General features: G+C 62.8%; 17 protein-coding genes. All 17 read right to left on the reverse strand.

Annotated features, from left to right (window positions below):
* Positions 1–17: 17 nt before the first annotated feature.
* The 17 genes from BUB23_RS06590 to panD all read right to left on the reverse strand — a co-directional run bounded on the left by BUB23_RS06590 (position 18) and on the right by panD (position 16,278).
* Positions 18–893, reverse strand: a complete 876-nt coding sequence (locus tag BUB23_RS06590; RefSeq protein WP_073102317.1) for an ABC transporter permease — start codon at positions 891–893, stop codon at positions 18–20.
* A gap of 3 nt (positions 894–896) precedes the next feature.
* A complete protein-coding gene (locus BUB23_RS06595) occupies positions 897–1,688 on the reverse strand; it encodes an ABC transporter ATP-binding protein (RefSeq protein WP_143160916.1) in 792 nt (263 codons plus the stop codon).
* Between the two features lie 78 nt (positions 1,689–1,766).
* Complete coding sequence (locus BUB23_RS06600; RefSeq protein WP_073102318.1) at positions 1,767–2,777, reverse strand: ABC transporter substrate-binding protein; 1,011 nt, start codon at positions 2,775–2,777, stop codon at positions 1,767–1,769.
* Positions 2,778–3,044: 267 nt separating this feature from the next.
* Positions 3,045–4,223 carry an acyl-CoA dehydrogenase family protein gene (locus BUB23_RS06605; RefSeq protein WP_084135838.1) on the reverse strand — a complete coding sequence of 393 codons (1,179 nt, stop codon included), beginning with the start codon at positions 4,221–4,223 and terminating at the stop codon, positions 3,045–3,047.
* Positions 4,224–4,241: 18 nt separating this feature from the next.
* Complete coding sequence (locus BUB23_RS06610) at positions 4,242–5,435, reverse strand: trans-sulfuration enzyme family protein (RefSeq protein ID WP_073102319.1); 1,194 nt, start codon at positions 5,433–5,435, stop codon at positions 4,242–4,244.
* A 10-nt stretch (positions 5,436–5,445) separates the two neighbouring features.
* Positions 5,446–6,102 (reverse strand): methionine ABC transporter permease, encoded by a 657-nt coding sequence (locus BUB23_RS06615; RefSeq protein ID WP_073102320.1) that lies wholly within the window; start codon positions 6,100–6,102, stop codon positions 5,446–5,448.
* Entirely contained in the window at positions 6,080–7,174 is a 1,095-nt protein-coding gene (locus tag BUB23_RS06620; protein ID WP_073102321.1) for a methionine ABC transporter ATP-binding protein, read from the reverse strand. Before BUB23_RS06620 ends, BUB23_RS06615 begins: the two co-directional genes overlap by 23 nt.
* Positions 7,175–7,176: 2 nt before the next feature.
* On the reverse strand, positions 7,177–7,992 hold the full coding sequence (locus BUB23_RS06625; protein ID WP_073102322.1) for a MetQ/NlpA family ABC transporter substrate-binding protein: 816 nt from the start codon (positions 7,990–7,992) through the stop codon (positions 7,177–7,179).
* 134 nt (positions 7,993–8,126) lie between these two features.
* Complete coding sequence (gene alkB / locus BUB23_RS06630) at positions 8,127–8,774, reverse strand: DNA oxidative demethylase AlkB (protein WP_073102323.1); 648 nt, start codon at positions 8,772–8,774, stop codon at positions 8,127–8,129.
* A 34-nt stretch (positions 8,775–8,808) separates the two neighbouring features.
* The gene (locus BUB23_RS06635) at positions 8,809–10,164 is read right to left on the reverse strand and encodes an amidase (RefSeq protein WP_073102324.1); all 1,356 of its coding nucleotides are present in this window, start codon (positions 10,162–10,164) and stop codon (positions 8,809–8,811) included.
* A gap of 22 nt (positions 10,165–10,186) precedes the next feature.
* The gene (locus tag BUB23_RS06640; protein WP_073102325.1) at positions 10,187–10,870 is read right to left on the reverse strand and encodes a DUF2848 domain-containing protein; all 684 of its coding nucleotides are present in this window, start codon (positions 10,868–10,870) and stop codon (positions 10,187–10,189) included.
* Positions 10,871–10,891: 21 nt separating this feature from the next.
* On the reverse strand, positions 10,892–12,175 hold the full coding sequence (locus tag BUB23_RS06645) for a TRAP transporter large permease (RefSeq protein ID WP_073102326.1): 1,284 nt from the start codon (positions 12,173–12,175) through the stop codon (positions 10,892–10,894).
* Positions 12,172–12,792, reverse strand: coding sequence for a TRAP transporter small permease subunit (locus BUB23_RS06650; RefSeq protein WP_073102327.1), 621 nt, complete (start codon positions 12,790–12,792; stop codon positions 12,172–12,174). Before BUB23_RS06650 ends, BUB23_RS06645 begins: the two co-directional genes overlap by 4 nt.
* A gap of 60 nt (positions 12,793–12,852) precedes the next feature.
* The gene (locus tag BUB23_RS06655; RefSeq protein ID WP_073102328.1) at positions 12,853–13,917 is read right to left on the reverse strand and encodes a TRAP transporter substrate-binding protein; all 1,065 of its coding nucleotides are present in this window, start codon (positions 13,915–13,917) and stop codon (positions 12,853–12,855) included.
* Between the two features lie 123 nt (positions 13,918–14,040).
* On the reverse strand, positions 14,041–14,850 hold the full coding sequence (locus BUB23_RS06660; RefSeq protein WP_073102329.1) for a putative hydro-lyase: 810 nt from the start codon (positions 14,848–14,850) through the stop codon (positions 14,041–14,043).
* A 96-nt stretch (positions 14,851–14,946) separates the two neighbouring features.
* Positions 14,947–15,849 (reverse strand): LysR family transcriptional regulator, encoded by a 903-nt coding sequence (locus BUB23_RS06665; protein WP_073102330.1) that lies wholly within the window; start codon positions 15,847–15,849, stop codon positions 14,947–14,949.
* A gap of 15 nt (positions 15,850–15,864) precedes the next feature.
* Positions 15,865–16,278 (reverse strand): aspartate 1-decarboxylase, encoded by a 414-nt coding sequence (gene panD / locus BUB23_RS06670; RefSeq protein ID WP_073102663.1) that lies wholly within the window; start codon positions 16,276–16,278, stop codon positions 15,865–15,867.
* Between the last annotated feature and the right edge of the window lie 21 nt (positions 16,279–16,299).

Raw genomic sequence — 16,299 nt, forward strand, 5'->3', positions numbered from 1 at the left:
CTCAGCTTCCCGCGGATTCAACGCTGGACGCCCCAGCGCCGCACTGTGACGCGCTCGAAGGCATGGAATATCACGTTCTCCACCAGCAGACCGATGATGATCACCAGGGCCAGGCCGGCAAAGACATTGTCGGTATAGAGTTCGTTGCGGTTCTGGAAGATGTACCAGCCCAGGCCGCCCCGGCCCGAGGACGCGCCGAAGACCAGTTCAGCGGCAATCAGGGTGCGCCACGCAAAAGCCCAGCCGATCTTGAGGCCGGACAAGATGGAAGGCAAGGCCGCCGGGATGAGGATTTGCAGCACATAGCGCAAGCCTCTGAGCCCGTAATTGCGGCCCGCCATGCGCAAGGTTTCAGGCACTCCCTGGAAGCCAGCATAAGTGTTCAGGGCTAAAGGCCAGAGGACCGAATGCACCAGGACGAAGACCAGGCTTCCTCGACCCAGGCCGAACCATAGCAGGGCCAGAGGCAGCAGCGCGATCGCCGGCAAGGGATTGAACATGGCGGTCAGGGTGGATAGCAGGTCCCGCCCCAATTGGGTCGATACCGCCGCGGTCGTCAGCAGGAAAGCGCAGAGTATCCCCCCGAGGTAGCCCTGTATCAGCACCGACAGGGAAATTCCGGCCTTCTCGATGAGCTCGCCACTGGACAGGCCCTTGAACAAGGCGTGCGCGGTGGCTGTGAAAGTAGGCAGCAGCAGGGTGTTGTCCTGCCAGCTGGCTATGCCCTCCCATAGAATGGCCAGGACCACCAGGATCAGGCTTTTGCGCAGCCACCCATGCTGCCAGAGCCGCTGCGCCCAGGGCGGCTTGCGCTCTATGGGCACTACGTCGAAGCGGGGGAGGGTCCGTTCATACTCGGGCCTGATGGGAGGGTTGTAAGAGTTTATGCTCATGCCTCAATGCGCCTGATCGAACAGCAGATGATGGATGCGTTGCGCCGCGGCCTGGAAGGACACCCCGCCCAGGCTGTCGATGTCCCAGGCATGGCTGTTGATTTCGGCCCGCACGCGGCCCGGGTGCGGAGAGAGAAGGGCGATCCGGCTGCCGACCACCAAGGCCTCCTCGATGGAATGGGTAACGAACAAGAGGGTAAAACCCACGTCCTCCCAGAGAACCAGCAGTTCTTCCTGCATCTTGCGCCGGGTCAGGGCGTCCAGGGCGGCGAACGGTTCGTCCATCAACAGGATGCGGGGCTGCATGGCCAGCGCGCGGGCGATGGCGACGCGCTGCTTCATGCCTCCGGAAAGTTGATGCGGATGGACGTCGGCAAAGGGAGACAGGCCTACCTTGTCCAGGTAATAACGGGCTCTTTCTTCGGCCTCCTTGCGTCCCAGGGTTCGGGAAGCCAGGAGAGGGAAGGCGACGTTTTGCCGGACAGTTTTCCAGGGCAGCAGCTGATCGAATTCCTGGAAGACCACGATGCGGTCCGGGCCCGGGCCCTGTACCTTTACCCCATCCAGCGTGATGCTGCCCTCGGTCGGCTGGATGAAACCAGCCACAGATTTTATCAGAGTGGATTTGCCGCAACCGGAAGGACCCAGGAGGACGAAGCGATCCCCCTGGTGAACGTCGATGTCTATCCTGTGCGTGGCGCGCACCACCCGCTCGGGGCTGCGGTATTCGAGGCTGACGCCACGAATGGCGAGCAAGGGATTTGCCGCCGCCCCCTCGGCCGCGGCATCCTCCAGAGCTTGGCGGCGGGATTCAGCCTGCCAATCTGACAATGCGATGGGCTGAGGGGAAATGGCAAGGCGGGTTCCCACGTTTCAGTCCCCCGGCAAGCCATGAGCTTCCTCGAAGAAATAATCCTTCCAGGATGCGGCCTTGTTTTTCAGGACGCCGAGGTCGTAAAGCTCAGTGGCGTAGACAAAGGTCCGCTGGGGCACGATGGTGAAGTCGTTTTCCGGGTCGTCGATGATTTTGCGCACGAATTCGGGCGAAAGCTTGGATTGTTGCTGGCGTATGAATGTTTCGGCGGCCTGGGCCTTGTTATTGTGTATCCATTGGGCGGCATCTTCCACCGCGGCATAAAGCGCTTTATAGGTATTGGGGTTTTCGTCGTGGAATTTCTGTGTGCTGTACAGCACATTGAAGGTGGCCGGGCCGCCTAGAATGTCATAGGAACTCAGCACCTTGTGCACATTCTTGTTGCCTTCCAGGGCCCGATAGTAGAAGGGGGCGCTGGAGAAGTGCGAGTTGATATCCAGGCCGCCTGAAATCAGCGCGGCGGTGGCATCGGGATGCGGAATACTGACAGAAATCTTGTCGTAGCGATTGAAGTTTTCCTTGCCATAGAGCCGGGCGGTTTCAATCTGCAAGGTGCGCGACTGGAAGCCCACGCCTGCGGCGGGAACCGCGATGCGGTCCTTGTCGGTGAAATCCTTCAGGGTCTTGATGGCCGGGTTATTGGTGATCAGATAGTTGGGCAAAGAGCCCAGGGCGGCGACTGCCTTGACGTTCTGTTTGCCTTTGGTCCGGTCCCACAGCACCAGCGCTGGCGGCACGCCTGCCGAAACCACGTCCAGATTGTTGGATAGCAAAGCCTCGTTCATGGCCGTGGCGCCGGAAATCTGGGCCCATTCGACTTCGATATCCAGCCCCGACTGCTTGCCGTATTTTTCAATCAATTGTTGATCCCGTATTACGTCCAGGATCAGATAGGCGATGCCGAATTGCTGGGCGAGGCGGATTTTCCCTTCGGCGCGGGCGGCAAAACTGGCGGCGGACAAGCTCAGGACAATGATTAATGCGCCGGCCTTGCGGATGTGTTTTTTCATGATTTGAATATCTTTCTGAACGAAAATTGATTTATGGATCGTTGATTGATTCCGGCCATATGAGCGGGCCGGCCGCCTGCTTATTTCGAAACAATCAATCCCGGTGATTTTTTATTCTATAGAGAGTATTAATGAATCCGAACGAACTTATTCCTATTTGAAAACGGCGATTTCCGTATAAGGATTGCCCGCATATTCGCGACGATAATTTTCGGATTCAGCGGAAAAAAATATAAGCTGGCATATGGCCGGCCCGAATGCAGACCATCAATTGTTGGGCGGAGCCGCCGGGAAAAGGCTGCGGGCAATCATGTTCGACTGGGCCTGGGATGTTCCCCCGCCGATCTGGAACATGCGGACATCGCGCAGCATGCGCTCCAGAGGCAGGTCCCGGGAATAGCCGGCGGCGCCGAACATCTGCAGGGAATCGCTAACCACGTCAAAGGCGTGATGCGCGGTGAATATCTTGGCGATGGAAGCCTCTTTCATATCCGGCAGCATGACGTTATTGGGCAAATGCCGGGCGTTGCAGGCGGCCCGATGTATCAACAGCCGCGCAGCGTGGAGATTGCTCTCGCCCTTGGCCATGAGCCAGCGCAGGCCTTGGTATTCCGCCAGCTTCCGGCCCGCCGAAGTGCGCCGCCCCATGTAATCCACGGCCAGGTCGTGGGCTCCCTGGGCGATGCCCAAGGCTACGCTGGAAGCGCCAATGCGCTGGGCGTTATAACCATTCATCAACTTCTTGAAGCGGTTTCCGGGGTCGGCCAGGACCAGGTTTTCCAGGGGAACCCGGCAGTCCTCGAAGATCAGTTCGGTTTCCGGGATTCCCCGCAGCCCCATGGCGTCTTCCACACGGCCGAAGCGAAACCCGGGTGTTCCCTTGTCAACCAGAATGCCGCCTATGCCCTGATCACGGCCCGCTTTATCCAGGATGCGGGCAAAGATGAAATTGGTATGGGAAATGCCGCCGCCGGTGATCCAGTGCTTGGTGCCGTTGATCTGGTAGTGGCCGTCCTTCTCCCGCGCTGTCGTGCTCAGCGCGGTGAGGTCCGTACCCGCATTGGGCTCCGTCATGCCGATGGCCGGCTTGTCCCCGTCCTCGAGGATACGGCGAGCCGTCACACGCTGCTGCTTTTCCGTACCGTAGGCCATGATGCATCCTAAAGCGCCCATATTGGCTTCCACCACGATGCGGGCGGTAACGCCGCAATATTTGGCGACCTGCTCGATGACCAGCACCACATCGATGAGGGGACGTCCGAGGCCGCCGAAGCGCTTGGGAATCGTCATGCCCAGCAAGCCGTTCTGGCGCAGCAGCTCCACGTTGCCGTAGGGATACTCGTGGTCGCGATCCCAGCGGGCCGCGAGGGGGGCGAATACTTCCCTTCCAAGGCGGTCGGCCAGGTCCGCGAAGGCTTGCTGTTCCGTGCTCAGTTGAAAATCCATTGCTCTGCTTCGTTCTTCTTATATGGACAGGTCCAGCCCCGTCCGCAAGTCGTCCAGGATATCTTCCAGCGACTCCAGCCCCACCGAGAGGCGCAGCAGCCCTTCCGATAGGCCGTATTTCTGGCGGTCCTGCTCGGTATACCCGGCATGGGTCATGGACGCCGGGTGCTGGATCAGGGTTTCCGGGTCGCCCAGGCTGACGGCGATGCGCGCCAGCTTGAGCGCATTGAGCAGGCGCCTGCCCGCGGCCAGGCCGCCATGGAGCTCGAAGGCCACGAGGCCGCCGCCCGCCGACATCTGGCGTTCGGCGATTTCATATCCCGCGGTTTCCGGCAGCCCGGGATAGAAAACATCGGCGACCGCCGGATGCCGGCGCAGCAGCCTTGCCACCGCCAGCGCCGATTCGCTATGCCTGGCTACGCGCAGCTCCAGCGTCTTGAGGCCGCGCAACACCAGGAAGGCTGTGAACGGCGACAGGGTCGCGCCGGTGTAGTAGCGCAAGCCTTGCTGGCGGATGGCTTCTATCTGCGCCTTGCCGCCCACCACCGCGCCAGCCAGCAAATCGCCGTGGCCGCCCAGGTATTTGGTGGCCGAGTGCAGCACGATGTCCGCGCCTTGCTGCAGCGGCCGCTGCAGCACCGGGGTGGCGAAGGTATTGTCCACGATAGTCAGCAGGCCGCGCCCGCGCGCCAGCGCCGAGATGGCCGCGATGTCCACCAGCCGCAGATTGGGGTTGGCCGGGGTTTCGAAATACAGCGCGCGCGTATCCGGGCCGATGGCCGCCGCCACGGTTTCGGAGCGGGTGAAGTTCGCGAACACGGCGCGCACGCCGAAGCGGGCCAGCCCTTGCGTGAACAGGATGAAGGCGGTGCCGTACACGATCTGGTCCACCACGATTTCGTCGCCGCTTTGCAGAATGGTGAACAGCGTGGCTGAAATCGCGGCCATGCCGGAGGCCGTGGCCACCGCGGCCTGGCCGCCTTCCAGCGATGCCAGGCGCTCTTCCAGCAGCGCCTGAGTGGGGTTGCGCGTGCGGCCATAGACATAGCCCTGGCGCTCGCCGCTGCGGATTTCTTCAAACGCCTCGAAGCTTTCCTGGGTGTAGGTGGATGTCAGGTACAAGGGCGGCGAGAGCGCGCCCTGTTCTTGCAGCGGATCGTAGCCCAGGTGTATCGCCCGGGTGGCGAAGCCTTGTGATTTCAAATCGGACATAGGGACTCATTCAACGTTTATGGTCGGAACGGCGCGCCAGCCATTCCCCTGTGAACTGCACTATCGACACCAGAGCGATCAGGATCACAATGACTTCGAACATTACCCGCGTTTCATAGCGCTCATATCCATAGCGGATGGCCAGGTCTCCCAGCCCTCCGGCGCCGACCGCGCCCGCCATCGCGGACGCATTGATCATGGCGATCACGCTGACCGTCATGCCGCCGATGATCCCGGGCAGGGCCTCGGGCAAAAGCACATGCCGGACGATGTGCCACCTGCGGCAGCCCATTGCCCTGGCGGCCTCTATCAGGCCGTGGTCCACGTCGTTCAGGCTGACCTGCGCAATGCGCGCGAAGAAGGGAATCAGGTTCGCCGACAGGGGCACGATGGCCGCCCATGTGCCCAGGGTCGTGCCCACGATGAAGCGCGTCATGGGCAGCATGGCCACCAGCAGGATGATGAAGGGAATGGCCCGGAAGGTGTTGGTCGCGATGGACAGGGCTTTGTTCAGGCGCGGCCTGGGGTAGAGGCTGCCGGGCGCCGTCACCGTCAGGACGATGGCCAGCGCCAGCCCGCTTGCGATGGCGATTGCCGCCGATATGCCGACCATCAGCAGGGTCTGCAGGAAAGCCTGTATATATTTATCGAGCAACGGCAGGGACATAGCCTAGCACCTTGATGTGGTCGGCCACCAGCGCGGCGCGCGCGGCCTCTTCCTGCAGTACGCCGGCCGGCACCGACACCAGCAGGCTGCCTTGGGCGTGGCCGCGGATGCGGTCCAGCCCCCCATGCAGCAGTGTTGCGCCCGGACCCAGCACGGCCAGCGCCGCCAGCGATACGCCAGCGGGGCGCGCCCGGCCGGAAAACCGCAGGCTCAGCACGGCATGCCCCTCGCGGCCCTGCAGGTCGGGCACCAGGAGGGCGGCGAGGTCGGCCGGCGTGCCATGCTGCAGCGGCCGCAGCAGCGCCTTGGTGGCTTCGGCCTGGGGATTGCCGAATACTTGCCAGACTTCGCCCTGTTCGACCATGTGGCCGCGGTCCAGGACCAGCACCTGATCGCAGATCTCGCGTATCACGGCCATATCGTGCGTGATCAGCACCACTGTCAGGCCCAGCTTGCCATTGATGTCGCGCAGCAGGTCCAGGATGGATTGCGTGGTTTCCGGGTCCAGGGCCGATGTGGCTTCGTCGCACAGCAGGATTTTCGGCTCATGCACCAGCGCGCGGGCTATTCCCACCCTTTGCTTCTGGCCGCCCGACAAGCGGGCGGGATATTCGCCGGCTTTGTCGCTCAGCCCGACAAGGTCCAGCAATGCGGCGACCCGGCTGCGTATCGCCGCCGGCTTCACCCCCGCCACCCGCAGCGGCAGGCCGACGTTGTCGGCCACCGTCTTGGCCGACAGCAGATTGAAATGCTGGAAAATCATCCCTATGCCCCGGCGCAGGCTCACCAGGCCGTCCTCGTCGAGCGCGCCGACTTCCACGCCGTCGACGCTGACGCGGCCGGCGCTGGGCCGCTCCAGCATATTGATCGATCGCAGCAGCGTCGACTTGCCCGCGCCGCTGCGCCCGATAATGCCGAAGATCGCGCCGCGCGCTACGCTGAACGACACATCGTGCAATGCCGTGACCGGCCCTTGCAGGCCGGGATATTGCTTGCGCAGCCCTTCGAAGACGATATGCGCCGGCGCCGCCGCCGCGGCATTTTCGGCAAAGGGAAGTTCGTAGGGAATCATGCTCAGAAAACCGGGATCACCGAGCCCTCGAATTTTTTCAGGATGAACTGGCGCACTTCTTCGGAGTGGTAGGCCTGCACCAGGGGCTGCACCCATGGCGCATCCTTGTCCTGTTCGCGCACCGCGATGATGTTCACGTAGGGATTGTTTTCCTTTTTCTCGACCGCTATGCCGTCGCGCGTGGCTATCAGCCCGACCTGATAGGCGAAGCTGTTCACGATCGCCGCGATGTCCACATCCTGCAGCGAGCGCGCCAGCACGACCGAGGTGCTTTCCACGAACTCCAGCTTCCTGGGATTGGATGTCACGTCGGCCAGCGCGGCCGTCCCGGTGAAAGGATCGAAACCGTCGCGCAGCGTGATCAGCCCATGGTCGCGCAACACCACCAGCGCCCGCGTCTGGTTGCTGGGGTCATTGGGAATGCCTACTTTGGCGCCGTCGGGCAAGTCCTTGAGCGATTTGTACTTCGTGGAGTAGAACGCGATCGGCGAGATCAGCGTGTTGGCCGCCGCCACGATCTTGTAGCCGCGCTGCTTCACCTGATCGCGCAGAAACGGAATGTGCTGGAAGGAATTCGCCTGCAGATCGCCGTTGTTCAAGGCTTCATTGGGGCTGGCCGTGCCGGTGATGACTATGGGCTCGACGGCCAGGCCGTTTTTCCTGGCGACTTGCGCGACGACCTCCCAGATCTGTTCATCCACGCCGCCGCGGACCCCCACTTTCAGAGGCTGCTGGTCCGCGGAAAAGGCGGGGGCGTGCAGCAGCGCGCAGGCCGCCAGGACGGCGCCCAAAATGCGTTGAGAGAAATGCGTGGTCATGGGAAATCGCCTCTTTGTATGAGTGGATGCAGACCAGCGATTCTAGGGATGGCGCGGCGCGGTGGCTACGAAATGATAGTTGGATGGTTATTACGCGCCGGGCTATTTGGTTATAGCGCGCTCATAGGGCCGGATCAGCCGGCCTTGCGCAAGGTGATATTGATGCGCTGCGCGCCCAATACCGGATGCCGCTCTTCTTTCAGCGGCATGATGCCGTGGTAGCGCATGCGGTCGACGCCGCCCCACACGGCCACGTCGCCATGGAAGAGCGGCACGCGCCTGGGCCTGTCGGCGCGCTCATGGCCGCCGAAAAGAAACACGGCCGGAATGCCCAGCGACACCGAGACTATGGGGGCGGCGGCATCTTTTTCGTTTTTGTCCTGGTGCAGCGACAGGCGCGAGCCGGGAAGGTAGCGGTTGATCAGGCAGGCGTCCGGCTCGAAGCGGCTGAAGCCCGCCTCCGCCGCGGCCTCGGACGCCAGCCGCGACAAAACTTCGGGCATCGCCGGCCAGGGGCGCCCGGACTGCGGATCCCGCCCGGTGTACCGGTAGCCGTGCCGGTCCGTGGTCCATCCCAGCGCGCCGCAATTGGTCAAGGCCACCGACATGACGTATCCGCCCGGGGTCGTCATGTTGCGAAATGGCGCCGCTTCCTGGATGGCGTCCAGCGCGGGCAGCAGTTGCGCGAGATAAGGCAGGGCGTAGCCCCGCAGCACACAGGCCTGTTCGCCCAGGCTGTCGCGCGTGCCGGCGAGCGTGGATTCGAATAGCTCAGGCAGCATCGAAGGCCTCGCGGTGAAATTCGGCGAAAACGCCTTACGCCCGTTGCTGCGGCATGACGCCTTCCAGGGCGGCGCCGACATCCAGGATGCGCCGGTCATGCATGGCCGGACCCGCTATCATCAGGCCGACCGGCGCCGCGCCGGCCGGGTGGCAGGGGATGGACAGGGCGCAGCCGTCGAGGAAATTGATCAGCGTGGGGTTGCGCAGAATGAGCCCGTTGGCGGCGAAGTAGGCGTCGTCGGATGCCAGCAGGTCCACGATGGCCGGCGCCACGATGGGAACGGTCGGCATCAGCAAGGCGTCGTAGTGGCGCAGGCGGTCCCGCACTGACGCTATCCACTTCGGGCGCAGCTGCAGCAGTTCGATATAGTCGGCGGCCGACATGTCCTTGCCGCGCATCATGCGCGAGGCGACGCGGCGGTCGTACTGGCCGGCGCGTTCGCCAAGCAGGGTTTGATGCCATGCCCAGGCCTCGGCGCACACGAAGCCGCCCAGGCGGTTGATATGGGCCAGTTGCTGGAATTCGGGCAGGTCGATGAGGTCGACCTGCGCGCCATGCTCGCGTATGGCCCGCAAAGTGTTCTCGAATACGCCGCGCACATGGTCGTCGGCGCCGTCCAGAACGAGGGACGACGGCACGGCCAGGCGCAGTTGCGCGAGCCTGGGCGCGACCGGAGCGGCATGGACCTGGCCGGACAGTATGGAGTCCAGAATGGCGCAGCAGTTCACCGTGGCGGCCAGGGGCCCGACGGAATCCAGGCTGAACGCCAGGGGCAGCGTTCCGTCCATCGGCACGCGGCGGGCGGTGGGCTTGAAGCCGGCCAGTCCGCAGAAAGCCGCCGGGATGCGCACCGAGCCGCCCGTATCCGTGCCGATGGCGGCCACCGCCATGCCGTCGGCGACCGATACCCCCGCGCCGGACGAGGACCCGCCCGGGATGCGGCCGGTGGCGCGATCCCAGGGACTGCTGGGCGTGCCGTAGTGGGGGTTCAGCCCCAGGCCGGAGAAGGCGAATTCAGTCATATTGGTCTTGCCGACGATGACGGCCCCGGCGTCGATCAGGCGCTGGACGATCAGCGCATTGTCTTCGGCGGGGGGCGCGTCGTTGAGCACGACGGAACCGGCCAGCGTGGCTTCGCCGCGGATGTCGAACAAATCCTTGACGGAAATGGGCAGGCCGTCGATGGGCGAACGGGCGAGCCCGCTCGCGCGCAGGATGTCCGATGCCTGCGCGGCGGCCAGCGCCCGTTCCGGATAGGTCCTGGTGTAGGCGCGGGAGCCTTCGCCCCGCGGCGAAGCAATGCGCGCGAGCGCGGCCTCGGTCAATTCCAGCGAGCTTGTTTCCCCACGCTGCAGGGCTTTTTGCAATTCGGTAATGGTGGCGGGCATAGGTTTCTTTGTGATGGAGCCGTCAGGCGATTTCAGGCAGGATTTTCAAGGTATAGCCGTGCTTGATGCTGCGCTTGCGGCGGGGGTCGAAGAGCTCCATGGTAAACGATGGCGCGCTGCGGATGCCGCCGATGGCCGCCACGGTGCCGCAGGTCATGCCGCAGTGCTCGGGGATGGCTTCCCGCCCGAAATGCCCTTGCACGAGTTCCAGTGGGGGGCGCAGCAAGGCCAGTTCGCCTTCCTGGTACAGCACGGTCTTGCCGTCTTCTTCTATCCATGAGCGCAGCACCAGCTCGTCCCAATAGTCCGCCACCTCGCCGTAGGCCCAGGCCTCGCGCGCCACCGGCTTGACGCACAACTGCTTCGAAAGCGCGACGCTGTGGGCTTCCAGCTTGCGGTCGGTGTGGTCGGAAGCCAGGCTTACCAGGGTCTCGCCCTGGCGCGAGAAGATGAATACTTCGGCTTCTCCCGATGACCCGTCGCCGACGACCTCGACCTGCGCGTCTTGCGTAAGCTGGTTGGAGGCGATCCGATAGTACAAGGGCACGGCGCTGGGACGGGGCACGCCCAGCTCGGCCAGTTCCTGGATGTGGTGTTCGATGGCATCCAGGTCGCGGCCGGCCCAGCCGGCCACGATGCAGGTGGTGATGTCGACGTCGGCGGTTTCCGTCCGGTCGGCGTGCGCGAGCTTGAAAGAAAGTTTCATGAGAGTCCTGCAAAAAAATGGCTAGCTGAATACCCGCGGCAGCCACAGCGCCAGGTCGGGAATCCAGGCCAGTATGGCCACCATCGCGAGCAGCATGATTACAAAGGGCAGGCTGCCCAGCATGATGTCGTTCATGCTGCCGCTCTTGCGCAGGCTTTGAACCACGAACAGGTTCAGGCCGACGGGCGGAGTGATCAGCGCGACTTCGACCAGGATGATGATGACTATGCCCAGCCATACCGGATCAAAGCCCATGGCTATCATGATGGGAGCGATGATGGGGATGGTGGTGATCATCATCGACAGGGTTTCCATGAAGCAGCCCAGCACCAGGTAGAAGACCACCAGGATCAGCAGCATCGTGGTGGGGGAAACATTCAGGCCGGTAATGGTGCTGGTCAGCGCATTGGTCAGGCCGGTTGCCGCCATGATGAAGTTCAGGAAGGCCGCGCCGACGACGATAAGCATGATCATGGCGGTGGATTTCATGGTGCCTTCCAGCACATCGCGCATCATCGCCAGCGTGAGCCTGCGCATGCAGGCCGCCAGGATCAGCGCGCCGACGACGCCCAGCGCGGCGGCCTCGGTCGGCGTGGCCAGGCCGGCATAGATGGATCCGACCACCAGCACGAATATCCCCAAAGGGGGGATCAGGTGTATCAGGCTGGCAAGGCGCTCCGCCCAGGTGGCCGATATTTTCTGGCCGCCCCATTTGGGTTTGACGACGCAGGCCAGGCCGATGGCAAGCATGAACAGCGCCGCCATGGCCAGGCCCGGGATAATGCCGGCCAGGTACAGGCGGGGCACGGACGTGTTGGTCAGCACGCCGTAGATGATCAGATTGATGGAGGGCGGTATCAGGATGCCCAGCGTCCCGCCGGCGGCGAGGCTGCCCAGGAACAGGGATTCGTTATAGCCCTTTTTCTGGATCTGGGGAATGGCGACCGTGCCCACCGTGGCGGCGGTGGCCACGCTGGAGCCCGATGTGGCGGCGAACAGGGCGCTGGCGCCTATGTTGGCATGCATCAGGCCGCCCGGCAGCCATGACAGCCACAAGCTCATCGAGTGATACATTCTTTCCGCCAGGCCGGATCGCAGCAGGATCTCACCCAGCATGACGAACAGGGGGATGGCCACCAGCAGGAATTCATTGCTGGTGCTCCAGGACACCTCGCCCAGGGCGCGCGTAAGCGGCAGCATGGAGTACAAGGGGTCCAGGATCAGCCCGAGAACGCCCAGGGCCGCGCCAACGGGGATGCTGATGCCGATGAGGACCAGCAGCAGAGTCAGGGATGTGGTAATCATTGCGCTTCTCCACGGACCATGCGTTCACCGGCCTCGGCCTCTTCTTCGGCTTCTTCCCGTGTGCTGCGTATTCCGCAAATGGCTCTCACGGTTTGAATGTCGCCCGTGACCAGGGCGATGGAAGAGCGTATGAGCATCAGCGCCAGAACCACGCATAGCCAGACCAGGCCGGCCACCCACAGGAACTGCGGAATCCACAGAGGCGTCGCCATCACCGTATTGGCTGTGGCGTCGCGGTCCCAGGAAAGGGTGGCGACATCGGCTGCATAGCGGGTCAGGTAGACGATGAATACCGCCAGGCCCACCAGGGCTATCCAGTCCAGCAATGCGCACACGCGCGGCGGCAGGAGCTGGTACAGGGCGTCGATGCGTATGTTGGCGCGCTGCAGCGTGGCAAACGCCAGCGCCCAGGAAATACTGATTGCGAAGGCATAGCCGGAAAGCTCATCGGAGCCGCCCAGGGCGAAACTGAAGAATTTGCGCGTTATGACGTCGGCGGTAATGTAAAGCGCGCTGACCAGCGTCAGGCCTCCGGCGATCCAGATGGCCAGGCGCGACAGGGAAGTTGCTGCATTGAGCAGGCGGTTAAGCACGAGATAGCGTTCTGTTGTGGTCATGGTGGTCACCGGGTAAAGAGCCGATGGCTGTCGCCCGGAGCGGGCGGCAGCCACGAAACACTATGATTGCTTGGCGGCGGTGACGCCAAGCTTCTTGCCTATGGTCTCGTTGAAGTCCTTGACGCATTCGGCGGAGCAGCGGGCCGCCCATTTGGGCACTACGGTTTGCGCGGTGATCTTCTTGAGCAGTTCGCGGTCCTCCGCGGTGGGCTCCACCAGCTTCATCTTGCCTTTGACCGGCTGCGTGCAGGCGGCGGCGCCGGTGTTGCAGTCGTAGCCTTCCTGGGTTTCCTTGGCGGCGGCATCCCAGATCCTGTCGGTCATGACGCTGATGTTCTTCTGCAGGAATTCCTGGACCTTGGGATCGAGCTTGTTCCAGTAGTCCAGATTGGCGGCGTGAATCTGCTGGTTCCAGTTGATGGGCAGGACGTACAAATGCGTGCTGACTTCATACCATTTGGCCGAATAGCCCGACATGGACCCCGTGATGGCGCAGTCCACCACGCCGTTCTGCAGCGCCGGCACCACTTCGCCGAACGCGATCGTCACGCTGGTGCCGCCCAGGGCCTGCACGAACTCGGCCGTGGTGCGGCTGCTGGTGCGCACTTTCTTGCCCTTGATGTCCGCCAGGCCGGTGATGCTGGCATTGCAAAACAGCACTTGCGCGGGATAGGTCGAAAAGCCCAGCACCTTGATATTGTTCTTGGCATAGAACTTCTGGTAAACGGGCGCGAAGGCGTCGGTGATTTCCCGGGCCGTCTTGACATCGGGCGCGAGGCCGGCCAGGTCTATGGCTTCGTTGATGGGGTTGTCGCTGGCGAAATAGGCGAGGGTGGCGGTGCCGATGGGTATCACGCCCTGGCCGATCAGGCGCAGTATTTCAGGGCCTTTCAGGCCCATTTCGTTGAATCCCTTGATGGTCGCCGTGACCTGGCCGCCGGAAAGCTCGGGTATGGTCTTGGTCCAGAAGGGTTGTTCGAAGTTCTGGTATGCCGTCAGGTTGCTTAGGCCGCCCACCACCTGCAACTGGGTTTTTGGCAGGTCATCGGCCTTTTCCTGGGCGGTGGCGCCGGCGCCCAACAGCAAAGTGCCGGCAGCCAGTGTCGAAAGTAGTATGCGCTTCATGAGAATCTCCTGAGAGTCATCCAAATAGTAAGGACCGGGTTCCGCCCGCCGGCAAGCGCGGCAGGAAGGAAAACGGCACTGTGTACAACGAACCCGGCATCGAGCCGGGCCTTGGTCAAGAAGCTAGAAAGAGGCCAGGCGGGAGTTGCTGACATCAGTGATCAGCATGTGGCCCGGAGCGTGCGTAATGCTGAATTCGGGTTTGACGGTATGGATGATGGCTTGCGGCGTGACGCCGCAAGCCCAGAAAACCGGCAATTCGCCGTCATGGATGGCGACGGGGTCGCCGTAATCGGGCCGGTCGATGTCGCGGATGCCGATCAGGGCGGGGTCGCCCAGGTGCACCGGCGCGCCATGCACCGAAGGAAAGCGCGAGGTGATCTGGACGGCGCGAATGGCGTCGGCGGCGGTCATGGGGCGCATCGAGACCACCAGCGGGCCATTGAGCCGCGGCGTGCCCTGGGTCGGGATATTGGTACGGTACATGGGAACGTTGCTGCCCTGGCTGATGTGGCGCACATCGATGCCATCGGCCAGCAGCGCTTCTTCGAACGAGAACGAGCAGCCGATAAGAAAGGACACCAGATCGTCCCGCCAGACGTCCATCAGGTCCGCCGGTTCGGATACCAGTTCGCCGTCGCGCCAGACACGGTACTTGGGCACGTCGCGGCGGATGTCGATGTCCTCGCCCAGCGCGGGAACGGTGTACTGTCCCGCCGGCGCGACGGCCAGCAGCGGACAAGGTTTGGGATTGCGCTGGCAGAACAGCAGGAAGTCGGCGGCGAGCGACTGCGGCAGGATCATCAGATTGGCTTGCACACAGCCGGGCGCCAGCCCGGCGGTGGGCCCCGTGTGTTCGCTCCGGCGGATCATGGCCCGGCAGCGGGCAGCTTGCGCCGCGAGGGCCTGATGCGCGTCCCTGGAATCATTCATTGAAGCCTCACCAGAACGGTTATCCAGCTTCGGATTGCATCCTATCTTGGTCGCCGTGTCCAATAGAAAGTTCGCATGCGGGGCGATAAATTTTTCTTATGTCTGCTCGCCGGGGCTGGTGTTTCTTGCGGTGCGCTGCGCCAGGCGAGCGACGGTGCGCACGGTGTGGCTGTCCGGCGTGTCTATCCAGCAGGCGTAAAAGCCGAGCGCCGCGGGCACCTTGTCCACGTCGAGGATGCACAGCTTGCCTTCGGCGATTTCCTCGGCGATGACAATGGGCGCGATGACGCTGGGGCCTATGCCGCGGCGCGTCATCTGGACTATGGTGCTCAATGACGCGCTGCCGTATATGCGCGGCGCCTTGACGCCGGATTCCGTCAGCAAGGTCTTTACCGCATGATAGGGCAGGCTGACCGAAGGGTAGGTGATGACCGGGTATTTGCCCAGCTCGGCGACGGTCACGCGCCTGCCATGCAGCTTGAGGCCGGGGCTGGCCACCCAGGCCAGGTCATAGTCGCACAAGTGCAGGCAGTTTTCTTTCGGTTCTTGCGACGAGCCGACCAGCAAGGCCAGGTCGATCTGGTGGGAGGCCAGCTGCGCCCTTAATACGTGGGTGGTGTCGACATGGATCTCGACCACCAGCGCCGGGTACTTCTGGTGCAGCTCATCGATGAGGTGGTGCAGCCAGGTCTGCACCAATGTTTCGCAAGAGCCCAGGCGCAGCGTGCCGCGCACGGCATTCTGGGCTTTCGCCACGCGCAGCATCTCATTGCGCAGGGCAAGCATGCGCTGCGCATGCGACAGCAGTTCCTGGCCTTTTTCGGTCAGCTTTATGCCACGGGCCCCGCGCTCGAACAGGCGCACGGTCATGGTCGCTTCCATGGCCGCTATGCGCTGGGAAATCGCCGGCTGGGTGGTGTTGAGCTTTTCAGCGGCGGCCCGGAAACTGCCCAGTTCGGCGACCCAGACGAACGCGGCTATCTGTTTGAAATCCACCATGGCCGGGCCGCGCGCTTAGTCGAATTTCAGTATTTCGAACGTCAGGCGGTCTTGCTCATCGCGCGAAACGCTGTAAGCCAGGCGCTCGTTGATCGAGTTGTCGGCGTTGAAGGTCAGGATGGACGGCTTGATTTCTTCGATTTCTTTTTCAGTGACGTAAACCGAATTGCAGATGATGACTTCGTCGCCGCGCTGGCAGGTGCGGGCCGCGGCTCCGTTCAAAATGCAGCAGCGGGATCCGCGCTCGCCGTAGATGACGTAGGTGCTGATGCGGGCGCCCGAGTTCTTGTTCCAGATGTCCACGAATTCCATGGGCAGGATGCCGGCCGCTTCGCAATGGTCGGGGTCCAGGGTGATGGAACCATGGTAGTCCAGATCGGCGCCGGTGACGCGTATGCCGTGCAATTTGCCGCGTACAACTTTTCTCACGTTCATTCTCTTTTGAAAGAT

This window comes from Pollutimonas bauzanensis (genome assembly GCF_900129885.1).
Classification (GTDB): Bacteria; Pseudomonadota; Gammaproteobacteria; order Burkholderiales; family Burkholderiaceae_B; genus Pollutimonas; species Pollutimonas bauzanensis.